The organism is Ideonella sp., assembly GCF_041914305.1.
Classification (GTDB): Bacteria; Pseudomonadota; Gammaproteobacteria; order Burkholderiales; family Burkholderiaceae_C; genus Ideonella.
This window is the reverse complement of the sequence record NZ_JAYSDQ010000004.1, coordinates 264,990-289,759: the sequence shown is the minus strand read 5'-3', so window position 1 is coordinate 289,759 and position 24,770 is coordinate 264,990. Positions and strand designations below refer to the sequence as shown.

Genomic DNA, 24,770 nt, shown 5'->3' with positions numbered 1-24,770 from the left:
CCGGCCTCAGCGCGCCTGGGTCTGGCCGTAGTAGACGGGCGCCGGGTTGCCCAGCGACCACAGGTAGCGGCTTTGCGAATTCAGCATCGACAGCCGCGCCAGCGGGTGGTCCAGGCCGCGGCCGTGGCTGCGCGGGTCGGCCGGCGCGGGGGTGGCCACCGGGGCCGCGGCAGCGACCACGGGCCCGTTGGCGGCCTGGCCGCCGACCTGGCGGCTGATGTGACGGGCCACCTGTTGCCGGGTGGCCGGGTCGCGCCGCATCTGCGCCACGCAGTCGTCGGACGCGCTGATCACCAGCTCGCCGCCGCGCATGTTCATGCAACCGGCCGCCTTGGCGCCCGGCGGCGCCAGCGCGGACAGGCACAGCCCCCACAGCAGGGGCTGGCGGACACGGGACAAGGGGGAGCGGGCAGCGGGTGTCATCGGCAGGCGACCCCGCCATCGGCCAAATCGGGCGCCGTTAAAGCGCCCAGCCCTCGCTTGATACGTTTTGTGACAGGTGCCGCGCGTAAGTGCCGCGCGTCAGGGCCCGTCCAGCGGATCCAAAAAGGTGTCGGGCAGCGAATCGAGCATGCGATCCAGCAGGCGCGGCAGGTCGGCCGGGCCGTCGAGAAAGTAGCGGGCCTGCGAGGCCGGGTCGTCCTGCCCGACGCGCACCGTGAACCAGCCCGGCTCGGGCCGCGCAAAGACCGGCTCGTCGTTGACATCGTCGCCGACGAACACCGCCGCGTCGGCGCCGCTAGCGGCCACCAGCGAGGCCACCGCGTCGGCCTTGTCGCGCGCCTGTGCGGCGACGATGTTGACCACCATCTTGCCGCCGAACACCGCCAGCGATGGCGGCAAGGCGCCCACCACCTCGGCGATCGCGCGCTGGGCCGCGTCGCGGTCGCTGGCCAGCCGGTAGTGCAGTGCCAGCGACAGCCCCTTGTCTTCGACCACCACGCCGGCGGTGCGCAAGGTGTGGGCGCTGAGGTTCAGCCGCTCGCGGGCTGGCGCCAGGTCCAGCGCAGCGTCTGTCGCCGAGCGCTCGGCTTCGTCCTCGGCGCCGTGGTTGCCGATGACGCGCCAGGGCGTGAACAGCAGCCGCGGCCGCACGTCCTGCACCTGGCGCCCGGACACCACCGCCACCGGCAAGCGGTTGGCCAGGCGTTGCAGGCGGTGTGCCACTGGCGCCGGCACACGCGCGTCGCCCGGCCGGGCGACGATCGGGGCCAGTGTGCCGTCGAAATCAAAGGCGAGCAGCGGGCGGCGCTGCATCGTGTCGTGCAGCGCGGCTTCTCCTTCAGGCGTGAAGAGTCGTTTCATCCAGGTCGGTGTTCTTGTGACGTTGCACCCGGGCGGCAATGCGCTCGCGCAGGCGGTAGCGGCCCGCATCGGCCAGCATGCGGCCGGCCCAGCGGAAGACGTTGTTCTCGCGCACCGTCATGCGCAGGCTGGCCATGCGCTCGCGTTGCTCGGCCGCCGGCATCGTGGCGGCCAGGTGCAGCGCATCGGCCGTTTCTTCCACGTGGTACGGGTTGACGATCAGCGCTTCGGACAGTTCCCGCGCGGCACCGGCGAAGCGGCTCAGCACCAGCACGCCTTGTTCGTCGTCACGCGCGGCGACGAACTCCTTGCTGACCAGGTTCATGCCGTCGTGCAGGCTGGTGACGACGCAGATGTTGGCGGCGCGGAACAGCTCGTTGACGGCCTCGTGCTCGTGGTGCTCGGCCAGCAGCCGCACCGGCTGGTAGCCGGGCTGGCCGTAGCGCGTGTTGATGCGGTCGGCCACGCTGTGGATGCGCTGCTGGAAGGCACGGTATTCCTCCAGCGCGCTGCGCGTGGGCGCGGCAACCTGCACGAAGACGAACTTGCCGACCCACTCGGGCCGCTTCTCGAGCAGGCGCTCGACCGCATGCAGCCGCTCGAGGATGCCCTTGGTGTAGTCGAAGCGGTCGACCCCCACCGCCAGGCAGGTGAAGGGGCCCAGGCCCAGGCGCTCGAACACACGCCGGCGGCATTCGTCGACCGGCGCCCAGCCGCGGTCGCCCTCGGGCCAGTCGATCGAGATCGGGTAGCTCTCGACCAGCGTCTCCTTGTCGTGGAACGAGATCGTCGAGTGCTCGTGCTCGATGCGCGCTTCGAGGCTGCGGTCGACCGTCTCGATGAAGTTCTTGCAGTGAAAGCGCGTGTGGAAGCCGAGGATCGTGCTGCCCAGCATGCCCTGCAGGATCTCGCGCCGCCACGGGCAGATGCCGAACGACTCGGGGTTGGGCCAGGGGATGTGCCAGAAGGTCAGGATCGTCGCGCGCGGCAGGCGCTCGCGGATCATCGCCGGCAGCAACGCGAAGTGGTAGTCCTGCACCAGCACCACCGGGTCGTCGCCGCGCGCCTCGGCCGCCACCGCGTCGGCAAAGCGCTCGTTCACATGCTTGTACATCTGCCAGTCGGCCTCGCGGAACACCGGCCGCACATGGGCCACGTGGCACAGCGGCCACAGCCCTTCGTTGGCGAAGCCGTTGTAGTAACCCTCTTCTTCTTCCTTGGTCAGCCAGACGCGGCGCAGTGAATACTCGTTGGTGCCCGGCGGCACGGCGATGCGGTCGTGCCGGTCGACGAAGTCGCGGTCGGCGCTGCCGCTGCCGTGCGCGATCCAGGTGCCCGAGCAGGCGCGCATCACCGGCTCGACCGCGGTCACCAGGCCGCTGGCCGGGCGGCGCACGATCACCTGGCCGTCGTCGAGCCGCTCGTGCAGGTAGGGCTCGCGGTTGGACACGACGATGACCTGGTCACCACGCAGCTGCGTCTGCAGCAGCGAGCGCAACCGCTCGGGGTTCCACACCGTGACGAGGTCGAGGCCGCGGCGGTATTCGTCTTCGAGGTCGCGCAGGCGCGCGCGCACCTCGCTGGCAAAAGGCTGCAACTCGGGCGGCGGCAACAGCGGCACCAGCAGCCCCTCGCCGCGCAAGATGCCCTGCATGCCCGAGACCCAGCCGCGCCAGCTGATCTGCGCAACGATCACCGTGATCAGCGCGATCGCCAGGCCGAGCAGCACGATGAAGCCGACCAGGTAGCGCCGCGTGTCGGCACTGCGCTTGTCGATGAAGCTCATGTCGTGCAGCAGCACCAGGCTGCTGCCGTCAGCGTCGTCGGCCTTCAGCGGCTGCACGCCCACGTGCACCGACCCGGATTCGAGCGGCAGCCGTGGCACGGCCTGCTCGGCCAGCTCGTTCGCCCGGGTGCAGCCGAGGGTCCTGGGGTAGCCCTCGGTCCGGCGCAGCATCTCGCCGCCGGGGCCGCACAAGGCAATCGCAACCAAACGTTCGTCTTGCACGGCACGGTCAAACAGGGACTGGATGCGCCAGGATTTGCCGTCAGCCTGGGCTTCGTTGATCGCATCGGACAGCGTGTTCGCCACCAACGCATCGCGGGTGTTGAGATCACGCGCAAACCAGCGTAGCGTCAGCCTGTCCATCAATGGCAGCGCCACCAGCGCTGCCACTGTGAGGGTCAGCAACAGCGGAACCAGAAAGCGAAGTTGGAGACGAAGGGTTTTCATGGTGAACATTGGCAACCAGGGGCAATCGGCGTGCCTGGTGCCTTCGGCGGGGTCGGTCAGGGTAGGTCGATCCGCACCTTTTAAGCGTTTGGGTTTGTGTCAATGCATATCGAATCAAGAACAAGCACGCTCGACCTGGCCCTGACGGGCAACTGCGCCATCAGCGCGCTGATCGAGCGCGAGGGCGACATCGTCTGGTGCTGCATGCCGCGCTTCGACGGCGACCCGGTGTTCCACGCGCTGCTCGGCGCCCCCACCGGCGAGCGCGCCGACGGCCGGATGGCGATCGAGCTCGAGAACATGGTGCGCAGCGAGCAGGCCTATGTGCCGGGCACCGCGATCGTGCGCACCCGGCTGTACGACGACAAGGGCCAGGCGATCGAGATCACCGACTTCTGCCCGCGCTTCTGGCACCACGGTCGCATGTTCCGCCCGACGCAGCTGGTGCGCCGCGTGCAACCCTTGCACGGCCACCCGCGCGTGCGCTTCATCGTGCGGCCGCGCGGCGAATGGGGCGCGGTGGCGCCGGTGCTGACACGTGGCAGCAATCATCTGCGTTATGTGCTGCCCGCCCAGACCTTGCGGCTGAACACCAGCGCGCCGCCAACCTATGTCGCCGCCGAGCGCTTCTTCTCGCTGCACTCGCCGGTCAGCCTGATCCTCGGGCCCGACGAGACCTTCGAAGGCAGCATCGAGCAGACCGCACGCGACTTCGAAGAGCAGACCATGCTGCACTGGCAGCAGTGGACGCGCCGGCTCGCGGTGCCGCTCGAATGGCAGGACGCGGTGATCCGCGCCGCGATCACGCTCAAGCTGTGCCAGTTCGAAGAGACCGGCGCGATCGTCGCCGCGATGACCACCAGCCTGCCCGAGGCGCCGAACAGCGGCCGCAACTGGGACTACCGCTTCTGCTGGCTGCGCGACGCGTTCTTCGTCGTGCGCGCGCTGAACAGCCTGTCGGAAGTCGGCACGATGGAAGACTACCTGCGCTGGATGCACGACGTGGTGCGCGGCGCCGACGGCCACGTGCAGCCGCTGTACGGCATCGACCTCGAACGCCAGCTGACCGAGCGGATCGAGAAGCAGCTGCCCGGCTACCGCGGCATGGGGCCCGTGCGCGTGGGCAACCAGGCCTTCGAGCATTTCCAGCACGACGTCTACGGCAACATCGTGCTCGGTTCGTCGCAGGCTTTCCACGACCACCGGCTGTTCCGCCGCGCCGATGCGAGCGACTTCGCGCAGCTCGAGCAGGTCGGCGAGCGTGCGTTCGCGCTCTACGACCAGCCCGACGCCGGCATGTGGGAGCTGCGCACCCGCGCGCGCATCCACACCTCGTCGTCGCTGATGTGCTGGGCCGCCTGCGACCGGCTGGCCAAGATCGCCCAGGTGCTGAAGCAGCCGTCACGGGTGACCTTCTGGCGCGAGCGGGCCGACCTGATCCGCCACCGCATCCTGACCGAAGCCTGGAGCGACGAGCGCCAGGCCTTTGTCGAGAGCTTCGGTGGCCGCGAGCTCGATGCCAGCGTGCTGCTGATGGCCGAGGTCGGCTTCTTGCCGGCGTCCGACCCGCGCTTCATGAAGACCGTCGACGCGATGGAGCGCACGCTGTGCGACGGCCCCTTCATGCGCCGCTACGAAGCGCCCGACGATTTCGGCCGGCCCGAGACCGCGTTCAACGTCTGCGCCTTCTGGCGCGTGGACGCACTGGCCCGCACCGGCCGGCGCGACGAGGCGCGCGAGGCCTTCGAAGCACTGCTGGCCCGGCGCAACCACGTCGGCCTGCTGTCCGAAGACCTCGACCCGAACACCGGCGAGCTGTGGGGCAACTTCCCGCAGACCTATTCGATGGTCGGCATCATCAACGGCGCAATGCAGCTGTCCGCCCCCTGGGCTGATGCAGTTTGAGCCCCCACGCCCCCTTCCGGGGGCTGCCCCCCGAAGGGGCTGAGCCCGGACATGAAAGGTCCAGTGGACCTTTCATGCCTGGCGAAGGGGCGGGCCACTGGCCCGCCGCGGTCTGCAAGACCGCGCAGCGGCCCGGCCAAGCCGGATCCGCGCACGCCACTTGAAGAAGAGCGACGCTTCGCTCGCTCTCCAAATGCGCCTCTGCCGTGCCGAATGGCCACACCGCACAGTCCTGCCACACAGTCACGCTAACCTTGTCGCTTCACGACAGAGTCGAACAAGGAGCGCCCCATGCCCACCCCCGCCGCTGCCCCCATGCGCTACCGCCGCCTCGGCCGCGCCGGCCTTCAGGTGAGCGAGCTGTCGCTCGGCTCCTGGGTCACCTACCACAACCAGGTCAATGTCGACGCGGCGGTCGAGATGATGGCCGCGGCTTTCGATGCCGGCATCAACTTCTTCGACAACGCCGAGGCCTACGCGGGCGGGCGCAGTGAAGAACTGATGGGCCAGGCGATCAAGCGCCTGGGCTGGCCGCGGCTGAACTACGTCGTCTCGACCAAGTTCTACTGGGGCCTGCCCGACGCGGTGACCGTCAACCGCCGCAACACGCTGAACCGCAAGTACCTGATGCAGGCCATCGACGGCTCGTTGAAGCGCTTCGGCCTCGAACACATCGACCTCGTCTACTGCCACCGGCCCGACCCGCAGACGCCGGTCGAAGAGACCGTCTGGGCGATGAGCGACATGATCACGCAGGGCAAGGCGCTGTACTGGGGCACCAGCGAATGGAGCGCGGCCGACATCCGCGCCGCCTGGGAGATCGCCGAGCGCCACCACCTGCACAAGCCGGTGGTCGAGCAGCCGCAGTACCACCTGTTCCACCGCGAGCGCGTCGAGCAGGAATACGCCCGCCTGTACGAAGACCTGGGCTTGGGCCTGACGACCTGGAGCCCGCTCGCCTCGGGGCTGCTGAGCGGCAAGTACGGCAGCGGCATCCCGGCCGGCTCGCGCGGCGCGATGGAAAGCATGGGCTTCCTGCGCGACGGCCTGACCGACGCCGCCAAGAACGCCGCCGTCGCCGAGCTGGCGCCGATCGCACGCGAGCTCGGCGCCACCACCGCGCAGCTGGCGATCGCCTGGGTCAGCAAGAACCCGCGCGTGTCCAGCGTGATCACCGGCGCGTCAAAGGTCGAGCAGCTGCGCAGCAACCTTGGCGCCCTCGCGGTGGCCGACAAGCTCACCCCCGATGTGATCGAGCGCATCGAGGCGATCACCTCGCCGCTGGCCGAATGAGCGCCGCACCGGCCCTGGTGGTGGGCCAGGGTGGCTACGAGATCTCGACCGACCCCGCGCGGCTGGATGTCGAGGCCATCCACGCCTACCTGACGCGCAGCTACTGGTCACCCGGCATCTCGCGGGCGCTGGTCGAGCGGGCGGCGGCGCATTCGTTGTGCTTCGGCCTTTACGATGCCGCTGAACAGGTCGGTTATGCCCGGGTGGTCACCGACTGCACCACCTTCGCCTACCTGTGCGATGTCTACGTGCTCGAAGCGCACCGCGGGCAGGGCTTGTCGAAGTGGCTGATGCAGACGGTCCAGGCCCACCCGGACCTGCAGCACCTGCGCCGCTTCATGCTGGCCACGCGCGATGCGCACGGGCTGTACGCGGCGTTCCAGTTCACGCCGATCGCGCACCCGGAGCGGCTGATGGAGATCGTGGTGCCCGACGCGCACCTGCACGCCGCGGCGGCCGGCCGCGGCTGAGCGCCGTCAGCGCTTGCGCGCGGTCAGCACCGGCTGGAACAGCACGTCGTCGTGGCGGCGCAGGTCGCCGAAGCCGGCCACGTGCAGCAGCGTCAGCAGCTGGTCGATCGTGACCGCGTGGTAGCGGCTTTTGAGCACCTGGGTGCGGCAGTCGCCGGCCGGTGATTCGTGGGTCAGGTAGACGCGCAGGTCGTAGTGCGTGTCGCTGTCCCATTCCCAGACCTGGGTCGCGAGGAAACGGTCACCGTTCTCGTAGCGCAGGCCGTATGGCCGCACATCGGGGTTCTGGCGTTCGATCGCGGCGTAGTCGCGCACCGACAGCAGCAGCATGCCGCCCGGCTTCAGGCAGCGGTGCGCGCTGCGAAAGGCCTGCAGCAGCTCGTCCTCGGTCAGCAGGTGCGGCACGCTGTTGTCGCAGGCGATCACCGCGTCGGCGCTGGCGTCGCCGGCCTCGGCCAGCGTGCGCAGGTCGTCGATGCGGACCTGGGCCTTCAGGCCACGGTAGGCCAGCTCTTCGTTCAGGCGCCCCACTGCGCCCGCCGAGATGTCGGACGCGCTGAGGTGGTAGCCGTAGGGCAGCAGGCCCAGCGTCTGGGTGCCGATGCCGCAGGCCGCGTCCAGCACATGCGCGCCGGGGCCGACGCCGTGGCGGGCGAGCAGGCCGGCCAGCGCGCGGCCTTGCTGGGCCGAGGCGGCCTCCCAGTCGCCGTAGAGCAGGTGGTAGAAGGGGGCCAGTTCGTCGTAGAAGCTCGCGATCATGGGACCTCGGTTCTTCTTCATGGGGTGACGATGGATGCGGGCCGGCGGCGCCCAGGCACCGCGGGTCGCATTCTGCGCCGATTCAGCGCCGGCAGGCACTCAGCCCGGGTTCAAGGCCGCCAGGCGCTCGGGCGTGCCGACGTCGGTCCACGCGCCGTGCCACAGCCGCGCGCCCAGCCGGCGCGCGCCGATCGCCGCGTCCAGCCGCGGGCGCAGCGGCATGCGGGTGCCGGGGGCGATGTCGCTGAACATCGCGGCACGGAACAGGCCCACGCTGGCCCAGGTGTAGCGCTGCGGCGCCTGCGCCAGCGCGAGGCCGTCGGGGCCGATGCCGTAGTCGCCGCGCGGGTGGTGCGGCGCATTGGGCACCATCCACAGCTCGGCCAGGCGCTCGGGGTGGCTGGCCATCTCGTCGACCGCGGCAGCAGGAAAGTCGAAGCCCGGCAGGAACACGTCGCCCGAGACGACCCAGAACGGCGCCGTGTCGTGCTGCGGCGCGAGCCAGGGCAGGGCCTTGGCGATGCCGCCGGCGGTCTCCAGCGCGCCGCCGTGGTCGCGCCCTTCCATCGAGTAGTGGATGCTCAGGCCGAAGCGGCTGCCGTCGCCCAGCACGGCCGGGAACTGCTCTTCGAGCCAATCGGTGTTGACGACCACCTCGCGCACGCCGGCCGCGGCCAGTGCGACCAGGTGCCATTCGATCAGCGGCCGCCCCTGCACCACCAGCAGCGGCTTGGGGCAGCTGTCGGTCAACGGCCGCATCCGCTCGCCGCGGCCGGCGGCCAGCACGATGGCACGGGGGGCCGCGGCAAGGGTCACTGCAGCACCACCGTCGCCACCGTGCCCGGCTGCAGCTCGGCCTTCAGCGTGCAGCCCTGCGCACCGCCCTGGGCGCTGGCGTTGCGCACCGCGGCCTTGGCGTCGGCGCCGCCGGCGTTGTAGGCGTCGATGCGGGCCACCGCGCCGCAGTCCTTGCTGCCCGACAGGCGAGCGGTGACGGCCTGGGCCTGGCTGCCGGGGTTGACCAGCATCACGTAGGTCTTGCCGCCGGCCTGCAGCGCGGCGGCCGGCAGCTCGGCACTCGGCTTGCGCGCGCCCACCGCCTTGGCACCCACCGGCACGCCGCCGAACAAGGCCTTCATCGCATAGGCCACCGGCCGGCGCTGGCCGTCTTCGGACAGCATGCCGTGCTGCTTCTTGGTGAACCCGAAATCCTGCAGCTGCCAGTAGATCAGGCCACTCGCGCCCTGGCCCAGCAGCAGCGTGGCGCTGGCCGCGGCCTGCACGGCATAGGCCGGCGAGTTCACGTCGAGGTCGCCGGCGGCCTGTGCGTTGTCGTCGTTGTGTTTCTTGACGCCGAATTCGGTGACCAGGATCGGGCCGAACTTGCCGCGCCCGAGAAAGCTCGCCATGCCCGGGCTCGCCGCGTCGGCCAGCACCTGCGGCGTGACATACGAGTGCGCGCTGATGTAGCCCAGCGACCTGGCCGTGTTGGCGCTGACCAGGCCACCGATGAAGTGGTCGAAGTCGCGGATGCCGGTGCCGGGGCCGGCGATGGCCCAGCTTTGCAGGCCCCGCACGTCCATCGCGGCGCGGGTCTTCTGCACCAGCGCGGCGTACTGCTCACGCTCGAACTTGGTGTCCCAGGCGCCCTGCGGCTCGTTGGTCAGCTCGACCGCCACCGCCTGCACGCCCTGGCGCTGCAGCCAGACCATCTGCGCGGTCAGCAGGTTGGCGTAGTCGCCCAGGTGTTCGGTCTTCGCAAAATGCGCCTGCTGCTTCGAGCCGGCCTTCTGCATGCGCTTGTCGGCCCAGGGCTCAGGCATGCGCCAGAAGATCAGCACTGGCTGGATGTTCAGCTCTTTCATGCGGCGGTTGAACGCCGCCAGGCGGTCGCGCTGGGCCGGGTTGTCGTTGCGCTGAAGCACCTCGAGCAACTGGTCCACGCTCATGCCGGGGCGCAGCTGGTCGAAGGTCAGCTTGGGGATCAGCGAGACACGCACGAAGCGTGCGTTCAGCTCTTTCAGCAGCGCGCTGCCGGCGTCGTCCGAATCGGCGGCGGCGTTGGTGGCGGCCAGCTTCGCGCGCGCCTTGGGCCCGAGCTTCGGGCCGGCCGCATCGGCACCACCGCGGTCGCCCTTGAGCCAGACCTGGGTGCCGAAGCCGATGAAGTCGTGGGCCTGGCTGAAGTCGAAGTCCACCGTGACCTCGGCCGCCGAGGCCGCGCCGCCGGCTGCCAGCACGCAGGCCGCGGCCAACCGCGCGGCACCGCGGCGCCAGCGCACCGGGCGCGATGAAATGATCGACAGACCTCCGCCGCGTTGACCGCTCATCCACAGGCTCCTGCAAGGTTCAAACACACGAATGCGGCCGGCACCTTAGCAGAGGGGGTCGGCCATTTGCAGCAATACACAGCAATACGGTAACGGCCTGTGGCGCCGTGGTCGGGCGCGCGTCAAGGCCCGGTGGGGGCCGGCAGCGGCAGCTCGCCGCGCAGCAGCCGGTGCCGCTCGGTGTGCGCCGGCGCGAACAGCGCGGCCAGCCGCGCCATCACCGCCTCGGCCTGCGCCGAATGGTCGGCGCCGAGGTTGCAGACGTAGACGTCGAGCGTCACCGCGCCCAGCTCGGGCCAGGTGTGCACCGCCAGGTGCGACTCGGCCAGCAGCACCACGCCGGTCACACCCGGCGCATGCGTGGTGCCCGGCCGCGGCGTGAAGCGGTGGAACAGCTCGCCCACGGCCTGCAAGCCCACCGCCTGCACCGCGGCGAGGCAGGCGCTGCGCAGGGCCTGCGGGTCGGTCATCGCAGGCGTCTCGGCGGCGCAGCCACGCAGGTCGGCGGTGAGGTGCAGGCCTTGCATCGTGGCGTGGATTATCGGCCGCCCCTCGACGGCCAGGGGGGATCCACCCCTAGCCGGTCTCCCGCGATCGGGGCCCCGAACCCCCGCGGGAGCGGGAGGGCGCGGCCAGGCCCACCTGCCTACGCTGGGCCCCGTGGTGATTCGCACCACAGCGCTGCCGCCACGAGGCGTGGCGCCTCAACCTTCAGGGAGACATCATGCGACTGAAACTGACCCTCTCGATGACCACCGCCGCGCTGCTGGCGGCCATCGCATCCCCCGGGCACGCGACCGTGCTGCCCTACAAGAACGTCGACGCGCTGGTGCACGAAGCCGATGGCATCGTGATCGGCACGGTGCGCTCGGTCCAGGCCGCGGCGAGCAGGCCGCACGACGTGCACACCTACGTCACGCTCGACCACCTCGATGTGCTGAGCGGCCAGCTCAACGCGCCGACGCTGACACTGCGCCTGCGCGGCGGCCTGGTCGACGGCCGCGGCCTGCATGTGGACGGCGCACCGAACTTCGCGCCGAACGAGCGGGTGCTGCTGTTCGTGCAGGGCAATGGGCAAGACCTGGTGCCGCTGGTCGGCTGGGGCCAGGGCCTGTTCCGCCTGGTGCCCGATGCCACCACCGGCAAGACCAAGGTGCAGGACGCCGAAGGCCACGACGTGGTCGGCATGGCCGACGGCCACCTGCAGCATCGCGACGGCGAGCAGATGGACGTGGTGCTGCTCGGTGCGCCCGAGATGACGCTGGCCCGCCAGCCCCGGCCCGAAGCCCACGCCGGCCAGACCGACGACGGCTCGGCCAGCACGCTGGTCGATGTGCAGGCGATGCCGGCCCGTGCGATGTCGGCCGATCGCTTCGTCGCCGAGATGCGCCAGCGCGCCGCCGGCCACTCCGGCAAGGCACTGCGCAGCGTGACGCTGCAAGACCAGCAGGCCGACGCGATGGACGGCGCCGACGCCACCGCCGTCCACAGCCGCCCGGCCGCCCAGCCGGTCGCGATGCCCGAAGGCGCCGGCGTCAGCCTGCCCGCGCAGCGCGCCGTGCCGTCCCTGGCCGACCCGCGCTGAAGCGCGCGTCGCCATCCCCCGAACACCGACCGATTCAAGAGGACCCCATGAACACGATCGACAAGACCTCGGCCCGCCGCGGCCTGCGCAAAGCCGCCGCCGCGCTCGGCCTGCTGGCGATGACGGCCTCGGCCGCCAACGCCGCCACCTGGCTCGAATGCGAAGGCAACAAGATCAAGTGGAACAACAACTGGACCAACATGTACATCAGCACCACGTCGTTCCCCGCCGGGTCGACCTGGGACAGCGACCTGCAGAACGCGATGTGGCACTGGAACAATGTCAAAGGCGCCGGCTTCAACTTCTACGTCGGCCGCGACACCGATGGCAGCCACTCGAAGGACAATGGCACCAACGAGATCTACATGCACGGCACCGAGGTCGGCTCGGCGCTGGCGGTGACCTTCAGCCGCTACCACTGCTACTGGCTGTTCGGTTACCAATACGGCCGCGACGAAGCCGACATCGCCTTCAACAGCAACCTCGGCTGGAACACCGGCAAGCTGAACTACGCCAGCCTGGGCTCGCCCTACAACTTCGAGCTGGTGGCGTTGCACGAACTCGGCCACGCGCTGGGCCTGGGCCACTCGGACGGCGTGCAGGCGACGATGAACTCGTACTACGCCAACGGCGGCCCGCTGGGCAACAACAAAGAGGTCGACCCGCTGCCCGACGACCGCTCCGGCGTGCGCGCGCTGTACCCCGACGGCACGACCGAGGCCGACGTCGCCAGCTCGCCGTTCAAGCGCACCGGCACCGGCACCACTGGCCTGGTCAGCTCGCCGACCTCGGCCGCGCGCGGCTCGTCGGTCAACATCGGCTACACCTTCGCCAACCTGGGCACGGCCACCGCCACCTTCAACATCGGCTTCTACCTCTCGACCAACAACATCATCAGCACCGGCGACCGGCTGCTGGGCAGCAACACCGGGGCCTGGGCCTCGGCCGGCGCGCTCGGCACCTACACCCGCACGCTGACGATCCCGGCCGACGTCGCCCCGGGCACCTACTACCTGGGCTTCCTGGTCGACAAGGACTCGGGCATCGCCGAGGCCAACGAAGGCAACAACGGCCAGCCGATGCCGCGCTCGATAACGATCTATTGACCCCCACGGCCCCCTGCCAGGGGCCTGCCCCTCGAGGGGGCTGAGCCCGGACATGAACAGTCCTGAGGACTGTTCGTGCCTGGCGAAGGGGCGGGCCTCTGGCCCGCCGCGGTCTGCAAGACCGCGCAGTGGACCGGCAAAGCCGGATCCACGCACGCCACTTGAAGGCGGCGGCTCCTGCGGAGCGCCTGTCTTGGGCGTTCGTCCTCAAGCTTTTCCGCACTCGATCTGACTGCAGATCGCACCCAGCCCACGGTCGTGGGCTCGCGGGGCCCGCTTCCTGGCCGGAAGCCGGGCCCCGCACCTCATTTGGGCTGGGTCAAGCTGGTCGCGGGCGGCTCAGCCGGCGGCCCGCATAAAATCGCCGGTTCTCCCCCGCTTCCCCGACCGGCCCCGCACCGGGGCCTTGGACCGCCCATGGCCGCTGACACCTCGCTCCCCCGCAAAGAAGAACCCCTGCAGATGGCCGACGCCATCCGCGCGCTGGCGATGGACGCCGTGCAGCAGGCCAACTCGGGCCACCCCGGCGCGCCGATGGGCATGGCCGAGATGGCGCAGGCCCTGTGGGGCCGCCACCTCAAGCACCACCCCGGCAACCCGCACTGGGCCGACCGCGACCGCTTCGTGCTGTCCAACGGCCACGCGTCGATGCTGATCTACGCCGTGCTGCACCTGACCGGCTACCAGTTGCCGATCGAGCAGCTGAAGGCCTTCCGCCAACTGCACAGCATGACCCCGGGCCACCCGGAGGTCGACGTGACGCCGGGCGTCGAGACCACCACCGGCCCGCTCGGCCAGGGCATCACCAACGCGGTCGGCATGGCGCTGGCCGAGAAGCTGCTGGCCGCCGAGTTCAACCGTGACGGCCACACGATCGTCGACCACCACACCTACGCCTTCCTCGGCGACGGCTGCCTGATGGAAGGCGTCAGCCACGAAGCCTGCGCGCTGGCCGGCGCCTGGAAGCTGAACAAGCTGATCGCGCTGTACGACGACAACGGCATCTCGATCGACGGCCCGGTCACGCCCTGGTTCATCGACAACACGCCGCAGCGCTTCAAGGCCTATGGCTGGAACGTGATCGACGCGGTCGACGGCCACGATGTGAACGCCATCGACGCCGCGATCGCCAAGGCCCGCGCCTCGACCGACAAGCCGACGCTGATCGTCTGCAAGACGGCCATCGGCAAGGGCTCGCCCAACCGCGCCGGCACCGCCAAGGCCCACGGCGAGCCGCTGGGCGGCGACGAGATCAAGCTGACCCGCGAGGCATTGGGCTGGAACCACGAGCCCTTCGCGCTGCCCGACGACATCCGCGCCGCCTGGGACGCCCACGCCGCCGGCGAAAAGGCCGAGGCCGACTGGAACACCCGCTTCGCCGCCTACGCTGCCGCCTTCCCCGAGGCCGCGGCCGAGTTCACCCGCCGCATGGCCGGTGACCTGCCGAAGAATTTCGCCGAGCTCGCGGTCGAGGCCGTCGGCAGCGCCCACGACAAGGCCGAGACGGTCGCCAGCCGCAAGGCCAGCCAGATCGCGCTCGAGCACTTCACCGCCGCGCTGCCCGAGCTGCTGGGCGGCTCGGCCGACCTGACCGGCTCGAACCTGACCAACACGAAGAGCACGCCGGCGCTGCGCTTCGACAGCAAGACCGGCGCGGTCATCAAGACCGAGGCCGGCCAGATCGGCCACCACATCAACTACGGCGTGCGCGAGTTCGGCATGGCCGCGGTGATGAACGGCGTCGCGCTGCATGGCGGCTACATCCCCTACGGCGGCACCTTCCTGACCTTCAGCGACTACAGCCGCAACGCCATCCGCATGGCCGCGCTGATGAAGCGCCGCGTGATCCACGTCTTCACGCACGATTCCATCGGCCTGGGCGAAGACGGCCCGACGCACCAGTCGATCGAGCACGCCGCCAGCCTGCGCCTGATCCCGGGGCTGGACGTCTGGCGCCCGGCCGACACGACCGAAACGGCCGTGGCCTGGACGATGGCACTGGCCAACAAGCACCGCCCGAGCGCACTGCTGCTGAGCCGCCAGAACCTGCCCTACGCGCCCAAGCAGGACGCCGACGTGATCACCCGCGGCGCCTACGTGCTGGCCGAGCCGAGCGAGGTCGGCCTGAAGAAGGCCGCGCAGGCCGTGATCATCGCCACCGGCTCCGAAGTGCAGCTGGCGCTGCATGCGCAGCAACTGCTGGCGCAACACAAGGTCGCGGTGCGCGTGGTCTCGATGCCGTCGACCACCGTGTTCGACCGCCAGGACACCGCCTACAAGACCGAGGTGCTGCCGGCCAAGCTGCCGCGCATCGCGGTCGAAGCCGGCGTGACCGACTTCTGGTGGAAGTACGGCTGCGCCGCCGTCGTCGGCATCGACCGCTTCGGCGAATCGGCCCCGGCCGGTGAGCTGTTCAAGCTCTTCGGCTTCACCGCGGAAAACCTCGCGCTGACGGTGCGCAAAGTTCTCGCCAAGTAACTCGGGCAGGGGCAGACTGGAAGGTCTGCCCCTTGTTCGTTGGGCCCGCCACAACCAGTTTTGTTTCAACCTAGGAAGACGTTCATGACCATCAAGATCGGTATCAATGGTTTCGGCCGCATCGGCCGCATGGTGTTCCGCGCCGCGGTGCAGAACTTCGCCAACGACATCGAGGTCGTCGGCATCAACGACCTGCTGGAGCCCGACTACCTGGCCTACATGCTGAAGTACGACAGCGTGCACGGCCGCTTCAAGGGTGAAGTTGCGGTCGACGGCAACACGCTGATCGTCAACGGCAAGAAGATCCGCCTGACCGCGGTCAAGGACCCGGCCGAACTGAAGTGGGGCGAGGTCGGCGCCGACATCGTCGTCGAATCGACCGGCCTGTTCCTGACCAAGGAAACCGCCGAGAAGCACATCGCCGCCGGCGCCAAGAAGGTGGTCATGTCGGCCCCGAGCAAGGACGACACGCCGATGTTCGTCTACGGCGTCAACGACAAGAGCTACGCCGGCCAGGCCATCATCTCGAACGCCTCGTGCACCACCAACTGCCTGGCCCCGGTGGCCAAGGTGCTGAACGACGCCTTCGGCATCAAGCGCGGCCTGATGACCACGGTGCACGCCACCACCGCGACGCAGAAGACCGTCGACGGCCCGAGCAACAAGGACTGGCGCGGCGGCCGCGGCATCCTCGAGAACATCATCCCGTCGTCGACCGGTGCGGCCAAGGCGGTGGGCGTCGTGATCCCCGAGCTGAACAAGAAGCTGACCGGCATGAGCTTCCGCGTGCCGACCTCCGACGTGTCGGTGATCGACCTGACCGTCGAGCTGAACAAGGACGCCAGCTACGAAGACATCTGCAACGCGATGAAGGCGGCGGCCGCCGGCCCGATGAAGGGCGTGCTCGGCTACACCGAAGACAAGGTCGTCTCGACCGACTTCCGCGGCGAAGCGATGACCTCGGTCTTCGACGCCGAAGCCGGCATCGCGCTGGACAAGACCTTCGTCAAGGTCGTGGCCTGGTACGACAACGAGTGGGGCTACTCGAACAAGGTGCTCGAGATGGTGCGGGTGATCGCGGGGTAACTGGCCCCCACGGGCCCTCCGGGGCCCTGCCTTGCAGGCCGCGCCAAGCCAGAGGCTTGGCCCTTCGCCAGGCAGGAACAGTCCTCAGGACTGTTCATGTCCGGGCGAAGCCCCCCGAGGGGGCTCGCGCAGCGGACCGGCGAAGCCGGATCCGCGCACGCCACTTGAGGAGCGGCGGCTCCTGCGGAGCGCCGTTCGATTCAACGAAGAGCCTTGCGAGGCTCTTTTTTCTTGGCGCTTGCGACGCGCTCAGCTGTCGAAATGCCGCACCAACACCGGCTGCACGCTGGTGTGGTTTTCGATACGTTTGAGCAGCGCGCTGAATTCGGGCCGGTTCTTGGCCAGGTGCGCACGCGCGCCAGACCATTTGGAGACCACCGCGGCCATCAGGTCGAGGGCGCCGGGGGTGGGGCTGCCGCTGAGGAACGGGGAGGCCGGGAACTGGTCGGCGAAGATTTCCCAGTGGCGGTGCAGCATGCGGCGCGCGGCTTCGCGCACCGAGGCGCGGGCTTCGTCGCCGTCGTCGGTGGTGTAGCGCTCGGGGTAGTCGCTGGCGCTGATCGCGCTGTAGCAGTTGGCAGCGATGAAGACCAGGCCGCGCAGCGTCTGCGCGCGGGCGCTCTCGTCGGCTGGCAGCAGCGCGCTGTGCGGGTGCTGCAGCCCGAGGTGGATCAGGATCGCGGCGCTCTCGGTCATCACGCTGCCGTCGGGCAGCACCAGGGTCGGGATCTGGGCCAGCGGGTTGACGCGGCGCAGCTCGTCGATCGCCGAGTCTTCTTCCCAGGCCGACGCGCGAACCTGGCGAAATTCGAGCCCGCAACGCTCCAGCGCCGCTTCGACGATCGCCGAGCCGCTGCCGCGTGAGCCATAAAGCGTGTACATGGTGACCTCCTTGTGGGGTGAGGGGGAACTACTCGAAACCTAGGTCAGGACCAGCGGCAGGCTGCGCAGCCGCTGGCCGGTGAGTGCAAACAGGGCGTTAGCCAGCGCCGGCGCCACCGGGGGCAAGGCCGGCTCGCCCATGCCGGTGGGCACGCGCGTGCTGTTGACCAGGTGGGTCTCGACCACCGGCGCGCCCCGCAACGCCAGCAGCGGCTGGTCGGGGAAGTTGCGCGCCTGGACCTCGCTGCGCACGATGTCGATGCGGCCGTGCAGCGCCGCCGTCAGGCCGAAGACGACGCTGCTCTCGACCTGCTGCGCCACGCCGTCGGGGTTGACGACGGTGCCGCAGTCGACCGCGCAGGCCACGCGGTGCACACGCGGTTTCTTCTGGCCATCGACCGTTTCGACCGACACCTCCAGCACCATCGCGACGATGCTGCCGAAGCTTTCGTGCAGCGCCAGGCCCCGGGCCCGGCCGCCGCCGGTTGGCCCCAGCCGGCCTTGTCGGCCGCCAGCTTCAGCACCGCGGCGTGGCGCGGCATGCCGGGCAGCAGGGCCAGGCGAAACGCCAGCGGGTCGGCCTTGGCTTCATGGGCCAGCTCGTCGATGAAGCTTTCGCTGAAGAACGCGTTGTGCGAGTGGCCGACCGAGCGCCAGAAGCCGATCGGCACGCCGCTGTGCGTGGCCACATGCGCCATGCGCTGGTGCGGCGCTTCGTAGGGAAGGTCGAACAGGCCCTCGGCAGTCGTCTTGTCGGGCGTGTCCACCGGGCCGGCCAGCGCGGGCAGTGTGCGCTCGATCCAGCGTGGGCTGATCGCGTCGCCGGCGCTGTGGATCGTCAGCGTCTGCAGCCGGCCGTTCGCGTCGAGCCCGCCTCGCAGCAGCGCCGCGCCGGCCGGGCGGTAGAAGTCGTGCGTGAAGTCTTCTTCGCGCGGCCACACCAGCTGCACCGGCCGGTTATTGGTTTCCAGCGCCACGCGCACCGCCTGCGCCACCACGTCGACCTCCAGCCGGCGGCCGAAGCCACCACCAAGGTAGGTCACATGCAAGGTGACCCGCTCGGGGTCGACGCCGGCCACGCGCGCCGCCGCGTCGCGCGCCGGGCCGGGCACCTGCGTCGGCGCCCAGACCTCGACCGTGCCGTCGGCATGAACCTGCGCGGTGCAGTTCATCGGCTCCATCGTCGCGTGGGCCAGGTAGGGCGCGCGGTAGACGGCTTCGACCCGCTTGGCTGCGTGCGCCAGCGCCTTGACGTCATCGCCACGTGAATGGAAGCCAAAACCGTCGTCGTGGTCGGCCGCGCTGCGCGCCTGGATCTCGAGCCGATCGAGGATCGCCGCCGAATCGACCGTGCCGCCGGCCGGCGGGCGCCAGTCGATCTCGAGCGCTGCCATGGCCTGGCGCGCGTGCCAGGTGCTGCGTGCGACCACCGCGACGGCGTCGGTCGCACCGGCCAGCGGCCCCAGGCGCACGACGCGCTCGACGCCGGGCTTTTGCATCGCCGCGCTCGCGTCGATGTGGCCGGGCGCGCCGCCGATCGCGGGCGCATGGCGCACCACCGCGTACAGCAGGCCGGGCAGGCGCGTGTCCAGGCCATAGCGCGCCTGGCCGTTGCTCTTGGCGGCCGCATCGCCCCGCGGCTGCGGCCGGCCGATGCGCTGCCATTGGGCGCGCGGCTTGAAGCGCACGTCGCCGGGCCGGGTGTTGGCCGCCGCCGCCGCCAACTCACCGTAGTGCGCCCTGTCGTGGCCGGCGCTGTGCGCGACCACGCCGTTGTCGACGCTGAATTCGTCCACCGGCAGCTTCCAGCGCAAGGACGCGGCGCCCAGCAACTGCGCGCGGGCGGTGGCCGCGGCCAGGCGCAGCGGCTCCCACGCGTCGGCGATGGTCGACGAGCCGCCGGTCACTGCGATGCCCAGTTCACGCGCGAGCTTGCGCACCATCCATTGGCTCAGCCGCGCGCCGGTCGTCTCGTGCCCTGGCTCGGTGCTGCTTGGGTGCAGCGGCAGGCTGCCGACGAACATCGCGACGTTGCCGTAGATCGCGTCGTGCGGCGCCTGCACCGGCTTCACGCGCTCGGGCGCAACATCCATCTCTTCGGCCACCAGCAGCGCGAGCGCGGTGTGCACGCCCTGGCCCATCTCGACATACGGCGTCGCGAACTGCACGCTGCCGTCGGTCAGCACCTTGATCCAGCCGTTCAGCGCGACCTCGCCGGTGCCCGCTGGCAGCAGCGCCGCGCGGCCCAGCCGGCCACGCGGCGGCAGCCCGGCCCAGCCGAGCAGCAAGGCGCCTGTGCTGCCCACGCCGGACAGCAGCCACATGCGTCGAGAAAATTTCATAGATGGTGGCTCGACAGTGGTTCGACTTGCTGACCTTGCCGACTCCACAATGCATTGAGGGGCACGCCACTGATGCTTGCTACGGTGGTGAATCGTACGCAGGATCGCGCGGCAGCAAGGACGTGCCGAAGCGGTCTAAGTTACACAAAGTGAATGGGGTGGTCGCAAGGGCGACGCTGAACAGGTCCCCGTGAGACCGCGCAAGGGACTTGTTCAGCGTTGTCCAAGCATGAGGCTTGGCCTAGCAAGTCCGTGTGCAACGGTACATCGCTGTTCGAAAGATCAAGTGGGATGTTTCTCGAACTCATATCCAAAGCTCCTGTCGATGCGGGCCCCGGGGATCGAGATCGGCCACGCCATGCCATCGTCGATCGCCTGGCGACTGCCAACACGGTGACACGAATCGATATTGGGAAATCCATGGGTCCACCGAAGATCGGGTCCACGACGGCGCTCGTGAGCGATAGACGAGCACTCTTGAACAGAAGGCGCGCAGCCGGCCTTCTGTTCATCGCGATGCTGGGTAAAACCCACAGCCTTGTGGCCGCTGGAGTTGGTGCACTGCAAAGCAGGGCGTCTCCGGTCATCGCCGAAAGGATCAAGACAAACGGATCGTGCAAGGTGCTGATCCGGCTGGCAGCCCGGGAATTGATTGAAGCGAGGCGCCGGGAGACCGACGAAATCTATGCGGACAGGTCCACCACCCTGGCGCAGAAGCAAACGCTGAACGACGCGGCCGGCCAGCGGTACCGAGCCAAGCTGACGGCCATGAAAGCGGCCTTCGCGGCAGCGATGGACTCCGACGAGATCGAAGTCATCGGGGACGTGCCATCTGGTCCTGAAGTGCGAGCCATCGTCCGCTCGCTGGAGGCGCTGGGCCGATTGACGAGCGATCCCTCGGTTGAGTTCGTTTTTGCCGAGGAGGCAGTGAAGCTGCCCTGAGGGCGCGCGCTTGGGCCGCCCCTCAGGCCTTCCTGCCCGGCTGCAGCAGCGCCGCCGCGGTGTGGATCGCGATGCGCACGCGCGGATAGGTGCCACAGCGGCACAGGTTGGTGATCGCCGCGTCGATCTCGGTATCGCTCGGGTTCGGTGTCTTTTGCAGCAGCGCGGCGGCGGCCATCAGCATGCCGCTCTGGCAGTAGCCGCACTGCGGCACGTTGTGCTGCACCCAGGCCTGCTGCAGCGCGTGCGGCGCGTCGGGCTGGCCCAGGCCTTCGATGGTCTTGATCTGCTTGCCGGCAACGGCCGCGACCGGGGTCACGCACGAGCGCGTGGCCTGCCCGTCGACCTGCACGGTGCAGGCACCGCAGGCCGCGATACCGCAGCCGAACTTGGTGCCGGTCAGCGCCAGCACATCGCGCAACACCCACAGCAAGGGCATTTCCGGCGCGATGGCGGCGTCGTCCACCACCGTCTTCCGGCCATTGATCGTCAGCTCCATCGACCCCACACTCCAACGCCCGGCCGGGCGACGAAATGGAGTGTGGCAGATTCGACCCGGCGAAATCAGGCCGTCGGCTGCACGCGCAACGCGGCTTGCATGAGTTGCACCCTGTTTCGGGCACCGAAGCGTTTACGCAACCGGCGCAGGTGGTAGTCGACGTTGTGGCGCGAGATGTCCAGCCGCGCGGCGATCTGCTTGTCGCCCATGCCACGCGACAGCAGGTCCAGGATCTGCGCCTGCGTCGGCGACAGCTCGCCGGTCGGGCTGTCTTCGTCGCCGCTGCCGGGCACGCCGGGCAGCGTGCCGTGAAACTCTTCCAGGCACAGCGCCAGCATCAGCACGCGGCCCAGGGCCGCGTCGTCCAGCCGGCCGACCGGCGCACCGCGGCTGAGCAGGCTGACGAAACGCCGCGCCTGGCCGGGCAAGGCCGGCAGCGCCAGCATCAGGCCACCGACCACGCCGCGCTCGTGCAGGTCGTCGACCAGCGCGCACAGCTCGGCCTTCTGCGCCGCGGCCACCGGCTGGCGCGCCAGCTCGTTCAGCGTCCACACGCAGGGCAGGCTGCTGCGCTCGATGGCGCGCAGGCGCGGGTCGACATCTTGGTAGCGGCGCGCGAAGTAGCGCTCGATCCAGGCGGTGTCGGCATAGTGGCCGCAGAACGAACGCACGATCGGCGTGCCGCGGCTGATGTCCAGGCTGCCGAAGCCGATCTCGTCGAAGCCGATCGCCTGCAACTCGGCCTGCACCAGCTCGCGGCGACGGCGCTCGCTGCCGGCGGCCGTCAGCGCTTCGAGCAGGCGTGGCCGCATGCACCAGGTGTTGGGGCTGTCGTCGGCCATCCGCGACGGGCCGGCGCGCAGCAGGCGGGGTTCGAAGTCGGGGGCGAAGGGGCTGTGGGCACTCAGCCCGCGACAGTCTCGGGAGTTCAGTTCCAGCACGCTGTTTCTCCTCGTCGAGCACATGGCTCATGCGTCAATGAAGGGCGCGCCCCAATGGACTCAACGACGACGTGTTCTTGGGGCGCTCCCTTAGCCAAAGCGCAAGCCGCGGCCAGCAGAGCTCACGCCGTTGCAATTGGCAACGGCCGATACAGGCCGCATGGGCGGCGGCCAGCGGCACGACGCCCGGGTGGAAACGATTGCGGGTATCAGCTGCTCGTAACAGCCTCCGGGGGTGGCACCCAACCCAGCGCCCGCGCCAGCGGCCCGGCCAGCGGCTCGGGCACGGTCTGGTCCAGTGGCACGGTGCGGTCGAGCTGCTCGGCCAGCTCGTTGAGCTGCAGCTGCGGCAGCGTGCGCGCTTCAGCCAACGCGCGGATCTGCGCCGCCACCTCGCCCCGGCCCTTGGCCGCGACGAACGCGCCCGGCCCATGGCCCAGCCGCATCAGCGCGATCGCCACACCGGGCGTGTAGACCACCGCATGGGCCAGCTTCAGCCGGTCGGGCAACGCGCTGAACAAGGCCTCGTGGCGCAGGCTGCGGCGGCGGCCGCGCACATGCGGGTCGCCCTGGTCGTCGCGGTGCTCGCGCTTGACCTCTTCGAGCGACATGCGCTGCTTGCGCAGGTGGTCGAAGCGCTGGAACGCGAAATCGGCCGCGGCGACCAGCACAAAGATCACCGCCGCCCAACCGCTGACGCGCGACAGCAGCGGCCCGGCCACGTCCAGCACCTTCAGCACCGGCGCGTGGCCCAGCCGCACCGCGCCGTCGAGCGACCAGCGCACGCTGGCCCAGACCACGCCGCCCAGCAGCACCGCCTTCAGCACCAGCAGGCACAGCGCAAAGACGTTGCGCCAGGCAAAGATCTGCTGCAGCCCCTGCGCCGGGTTCAGGCGGTTCAGGTCGGGGCGGATGCGCTCCCAGGCCAGCAGCGGCCCGACCTGCAGGAACGACACCAAGGCCGCCGCCGCGGCCGCCAGCAGCACCGCCGGCAGCGCAACGCGCGCCAGCGTCAGGATCGCCTGCACGACGAACGTGTGCAGGAACTCGGGCCCCTGCGCCCACGCCACCGGGTCGACCGCCCGCCACCACAGGCTGCGCACCGCCGGCAGCATCGCCGTGGTCGACCACAGCACGCCCAGCATCGCGCCGAGGAACGCCGCCGCGCTGGTCAGCTCGCTGCTTCTCGGCACATCGCCCTTGCGGCGGGCCTCGCGCAGGCGGCGCGCGGTCGGGGCGAATTTCTTGTCGCTCATCGCCTGGTCATCGCTCGGCCAGGCTGCGCCAGACCGCCAGCACGTTGGTGCCGGGCCGCACGAACTCGGTCAGCGCCTCGTGCAGCAGGCCCAGGCAGATCAGCAGCATGAAGATCGCCACCAGGCTCTTCAGCGGCTGCGCGATCACGAAGACATTGAACTGCGGCACGAAGCGGCCCAGCAGTCCCAGCCCCAGGTCGACCAGCATCAGCACCATCAGCACCGGCGCGCCGAGCTTGACGATCCAGTTGAACAAGGTGTCGGCTTCGTGGATCGCAAAGGCTTCAAGCAGGCGCGGCAGGTCGGGCAGCGGCGCCGCCAGCGGCCAGACGCGGTACGACTCGGCGATCAGCCCGACGACGCCGGTCAGCCCGCCGGCACTGACGAACAGCACCGCCATCACCCAGCCGAGGAACTGGCCGGTCGGCCCGCCCTGGTGGCCGAACGCGGGGTCGAAGAACTGCGCGTTGGCCGCACCGGTGTGAAAGTCGACCAGGTCGCCCACGCTGTGCACCGCCCACATGAACACGCCCAGCCCCAGCCCCAGCACGAGGCCGATCAGCCCCTCTTTGGACGCGATGACCAGCGCCTGGACCGGTGTCACGCCTTCGGCCGAGCCGGCCAGCGGCAGCATCAGGATGGCCAGCAGAAAGACCACGCCGCGGCGCACGTTGCCGGGGATCATCGTGCGCGACAGGAACGGCACGACCATGAACAGCACGAACGGCCGCGGCAACAGCAGCACCACGGCCAGCGCATCGCGGTGCCACTGCGCGAGCACCGGGCCGAGCCAGGCCATCATGCCGCCCGGGTCGGTGGCCAGGGTCTGCGGGTCCATCGCGGCTGGCCCCGGCGTCACCGCTCGAAGCCGCGGCCGCGCCACCAGCGCAGCGGGGCCAGGTCTTCGATCTGTTGTTCTTCGGCGTGCTCGGCGGCGGCCACGGCGCGGGCCTGGGCGCGCTCGATCGCTTGCTGCGCGCGATCGTGCTCTTGCGCGGCGCGGCGCGCACCCGCCTGCGCGCCACGCGCGAACAGCTGGGCCTGCATCGCCTCGGCATGGGCCAGCAGCGCCAGGCGCCGGCTGTCGTCGATGCGGCGTTGCAGCTCGCCGCCCCAGGCGTGGCCATCGCGCCAGTCGGCGGCCGACAGGGCCACGCCCGGCTGCGGGCGCCGCGCCGCGCTGTGGCGTTGCCGCGCGGCGGCCTGCTGCTGCACCTCGGCGTCCTGCCGCATCGCCTCGCCCTGGCGGGTGCGCCAGGCCGCCGCGGCCTGCGACGCACGCGCCGCCGCCAGGCGCTGGCGCCGTTCGCGGATCTGGCGGATCTGCTGCCAGCGTTTGTCGTCGAGCTCGGCCATCG

At 69.9% G+C, this 24,770-nt stretch carries 21 protein-coding genes and 1 pseudogene; 8 read left to right on the top strand and 14 right to left on the bottom strand.

The genetic code is table 11. The features are described from left to right. Positions 1-6: 6 nt before the first annotated feature. The 3 genes from ACE3SG_RS07755 to ACE3SG_RS07745 form a co-directional block, all read right to left on the bottom strand. Positions 7-399, bottom strand: coding sequence for a hypothetical protein (locus ACE3SG_RS07755; RefSeq protein WP_374563818.1), 393 nt, complete (start codon positions 397-399; stop codon positions 7-9). Between the two features lie 123 nt (positions 400-522). Further along, positions 523-1,305 (bottom strand): trehalose-phosphatase, encoded by a 783-nt coding sequence (gene otsB, locus ACE3SG_RS07750; protein WP_374563816.1) that lies wholly within the window; start codon positions 1,303-1,305, stop codon positions 523-525. Then, entirely contained in the window at positions 1,283-3,538 is a 2,256-nt protein-coding gene (locus tag ACE3SG_RS07745; protein ID WP_374563814.1) for a trehalose-6-phosphate synthase, read from the bottom strand. The genes otsB and ACE3SG_RS07745 overlap by 23 nt, the downstream gene beginning before the upstream one ends. A 102-nt stretch (positions 3,539-3,640) precedes the next feature. Between ACE3SG_RS07745 and ACE3SG_RS07740 the strand changes: the two genes are divergently transcribed. The 3 genes from ACE3SG_RS07740 to ACE3SG_RS07730 all read left to right on the top strand — a co-directional run bounded on the left by ACE3SG_RS07740 (position 3,641) and on the right by ACE3SG_RS07730 (position 7,206). Next, positions 3,641-5,443 carry a glycoside hydrolase family 15 protein gene (locus ACE3SG_RS07740; RefSeq protein ID WP_374563812.1) on the top strand — a complete coding sequence of 601 codons (1,803 nt, stop codon included), beginning with the start codon at positions 3,641-3,643 and terminating at the stop codon, positions 5,441-5,443. Between the two features lie 315 nt (positions 5,444-5,758). Further along, positions 5,759-6,736 (top strand): potassium channel beta subunit family protein, encoded by a 978-nt coding sequence (locus tag ACE3SG_RS07735; protein ID WP_374563929.1) that lies wholly within the window; start codon positions 5,759-5,761, stop codon positions 6,734-6,736. Beyond that, positions 6,733-7,206: a GNAT family N-acetyltransferase gene (locus ACE3SG_RS07730; protein ID WP_374563810.1), complete on the top strand. Its 474-nt coding sequence runs from the start codon at positions 6,733-6,735 to the stop codon at positions 7,204-7,206. Before ACE3SG_RS07735 ends, ACE3SG_RS07730 begins: the two co-directional genes overlap by 4 nt. 6 nt (positions 7,207-7,212) lie before the next feature. Here ACE3SG_RS07730 and ACE3SG_RS07725 read toward each other — a convergent pair whose 3' ends face one another. From ACE3SG_RS07725 to speD, 4 genes are all read right to left on the bottom strand, one after another. Beyond that, positions 7,213-7,965, bottom strand: a complete 753-nt coding sequence (locus ACE3SG_RS07725) for a class I SAM-dependent methyltransferase (protein WP_374563808.1) — start codon at positions 7,963-7,965, stop codon at positions 7,213-7,215. 99 nt (positions 7,966-8,064) lie between these two features. Continuing rightward, complete coding sequence (locus tag ACE3SG_RS07720; protein WP_374563806.1) at positions 8,065-8,781, bottom strand: NDP-sugar synthase; 717 nt, start codon at positions 8,779-8,781, stop codon at positions 8,065-8,067. After that, positions 8,778-10,295, bottom strand: a complete 1,518-nt coding sequence (locus tag ACE3SG_RS07715; protein WP_374563804.1) for a hypothetical protein — start codon at positions 10,293-10,295, stop codon at positions 8,778-8,780. Before ACE3SG_RS07715 ends, ACE3SG_RS07720 begins: the two co-directional genes overlap by 4 nt. A gap of 122 nt (positions 10,296-10,417) precedes the next feature. Continuing rightward, complete coding sequence (gene speD, locus ACE3SG_RS07710; protein WP_374563802.1) at positions 10,418-10,822, bottom strand: adenosylmethionine decarboxylase; 405 nt, start codon at positions 10,820-10,822, stop codon at positions 10,418-10,420. A 197-nt stretch (positions 10,823-11,019) separates the two neighbouring features. Between speD and ACE3SG_RS07705 the strand changes: the two genes are divergently transcribed. From ACE3SG_RS07705 to gap, 4 genes are all read left to right on the top strand, one after another. Beyond that, the gene (locus ACE3SG_RS07705; protein ID WP_374563800.1) at positions 11,020-11,880 is read left to right on the top strand and encodes a hypothetical protein; all 861 of its coding nucleotides are present in this window, start codon (positions 11,020-11,022) and stop codon (positions 11,878-11,880) included. A 47-nt stretch (positions 11,881-11,927) separates the two neighbouring features. Further along, a complete protein-coding gene (locus ACE3SG_RS07700; protein ID WP_374563798.1) occupies positions 11,928-12,986 on the top strand; it encodes a matrixin family metalloprotease in 1,059 nt (352 codons plus the stop codon). Positions 12,987-13,403: 417 nt separating this feature from the next. Next, positions 13,404-15,464 carry a transketolase gene (gene tkt, locus ACE3SG_RS07695; RefSeq protein WP_374563797.1) on the top strand — a complete coding sequence of 687 codons (2,061 nt, stop codon included), beginning with the start codon at positions 13,404-13,406 and terminating at the stop codon, positions 15,462-15,464. 84 nt (positions 15,465-15,548) lie between these two features. Next, complete coding sequence (gene gap, locus ACE3SG_RS07690) at positions 15,549-16,550, top strand: type I glyceraldehyde-3-phosphate dehydrogenase (RefSeq protein WP_374563795.1); 1,002 nt, start codon at positions 15,549-15,551, stop codon at positions 16,548-16,550. A 249-nt stretch (positions 16,551-16,799) separates the two neighbouring features. Here the strand turns inward: gap and ACE3SG_RS07685 are convergent, their stop codons facing one another. Both ACE3SG_RS07685 and ACE3SG_RS07680 read right to left on the bottom strand, forming a co-directional pair. Beyond that, positions 16,800-17,432, bottom strand: a complete 633-nt coding sequence (locus tag ACE3SG_RS07685; RefSeq protein ID WP_374563793.1) for a glutathione S-transferase family protein — start codon at positions 17,430-17,432, stop codon at positions 16,800-16,802. A gap of 39 nt (positions 17,433-17,471) precedes the next feature. Beyond that, a pseudogene (locus ACE3SG_RS07680) lies at positions 17,472-19,774 on the bottom strand (molybdopterin cofactor-binding domain-containing protein). 291 nt (positions 19,775-20,065) lie between these two features. On the opposite strand from ACE3SG_RS07680, the gene ACE3SG_RS07675 reads away from it, so the two are divergent. Then, positions 20,066-20,716: a hypothetical protein gene (locus ACE3SG_RS07675; protein ID WP_374563791.1), complete on the top strand. Its 651-nt coding sequence runs from the start codon at positions 20,066-20,068 to the stop codon at positions 20,714-20,716. Between the two features lie 22 nt (positions 20,717-20,738). On the opposite strand, the gene ACE3SG_RS07670 is transcribed toward ACE3SG_RS07675, so the two are convergent. From ACE3SG_RS07670 to ACE3SG_RS07650, 5 genes are all read right to left on the bottom strand, one after another. Further along, on the bottom strand, positions 20,739-21,215 hold the full coding sequence (locus ACE3SG_RS07670) for a (2Fe-2S)-binding protein (RefSeq protein ID WP_374563789.1): 477 nt from the start codon (positions 21,213-21,215) through the stop codon (positions 20,739-20,741). A gap of 65 nt (positions 21,216-21,280) precedes the next feature. Next, a complete protein-coding gene (locus tag ACE3SG_RS07665) occupies positions 21,281-22,156 on the bottom strand; it encodes an autoinducer binding domain-containing protein (protein WP_374563788.1) in 876 nt (291 codons plus the stop codon). Positions 22,157-22,365: 209 nt separating this feature from the next. Next, complete coding sequence (locus ACE3SG_RS07660; protein WP_374563786.1) at positions 22,366-23,412, bottom strand: flagellar biosynthesis protein FlhB; 1,047 nt, start codon at positions 23,410-23,412, stop codon at positions 22,366-22,368. A 7-nt stretch (positions 23,413-23,419) separates the two neighbouring features. Then, a complete protein-coding gene (gene sctT / locus ACE3SG_RS07655; RefSeq protein WP_374563784.1) occupies positions 23,420-24,250 on the bottom strand; it encodes a type III secretion system export apparatus subunit SctT in 831 nt (276 codons plus the stop codon). A 17-nt stretch (positions 24,251-24,267) separates the two neighbouring features. After that, on the bottom strand, positions 24,268-24,768 hold the full coding sequence (locus ACE3SG_RS07650; RefSeq protein WP_374563782.1) for a hypothetical protein: 501 nt from the start codon (positions 24,766-24,768) through the stop codon (positions 24,268-24,270). Positions 24,769-24,770 lie beyond the last annotated feature (2 nt).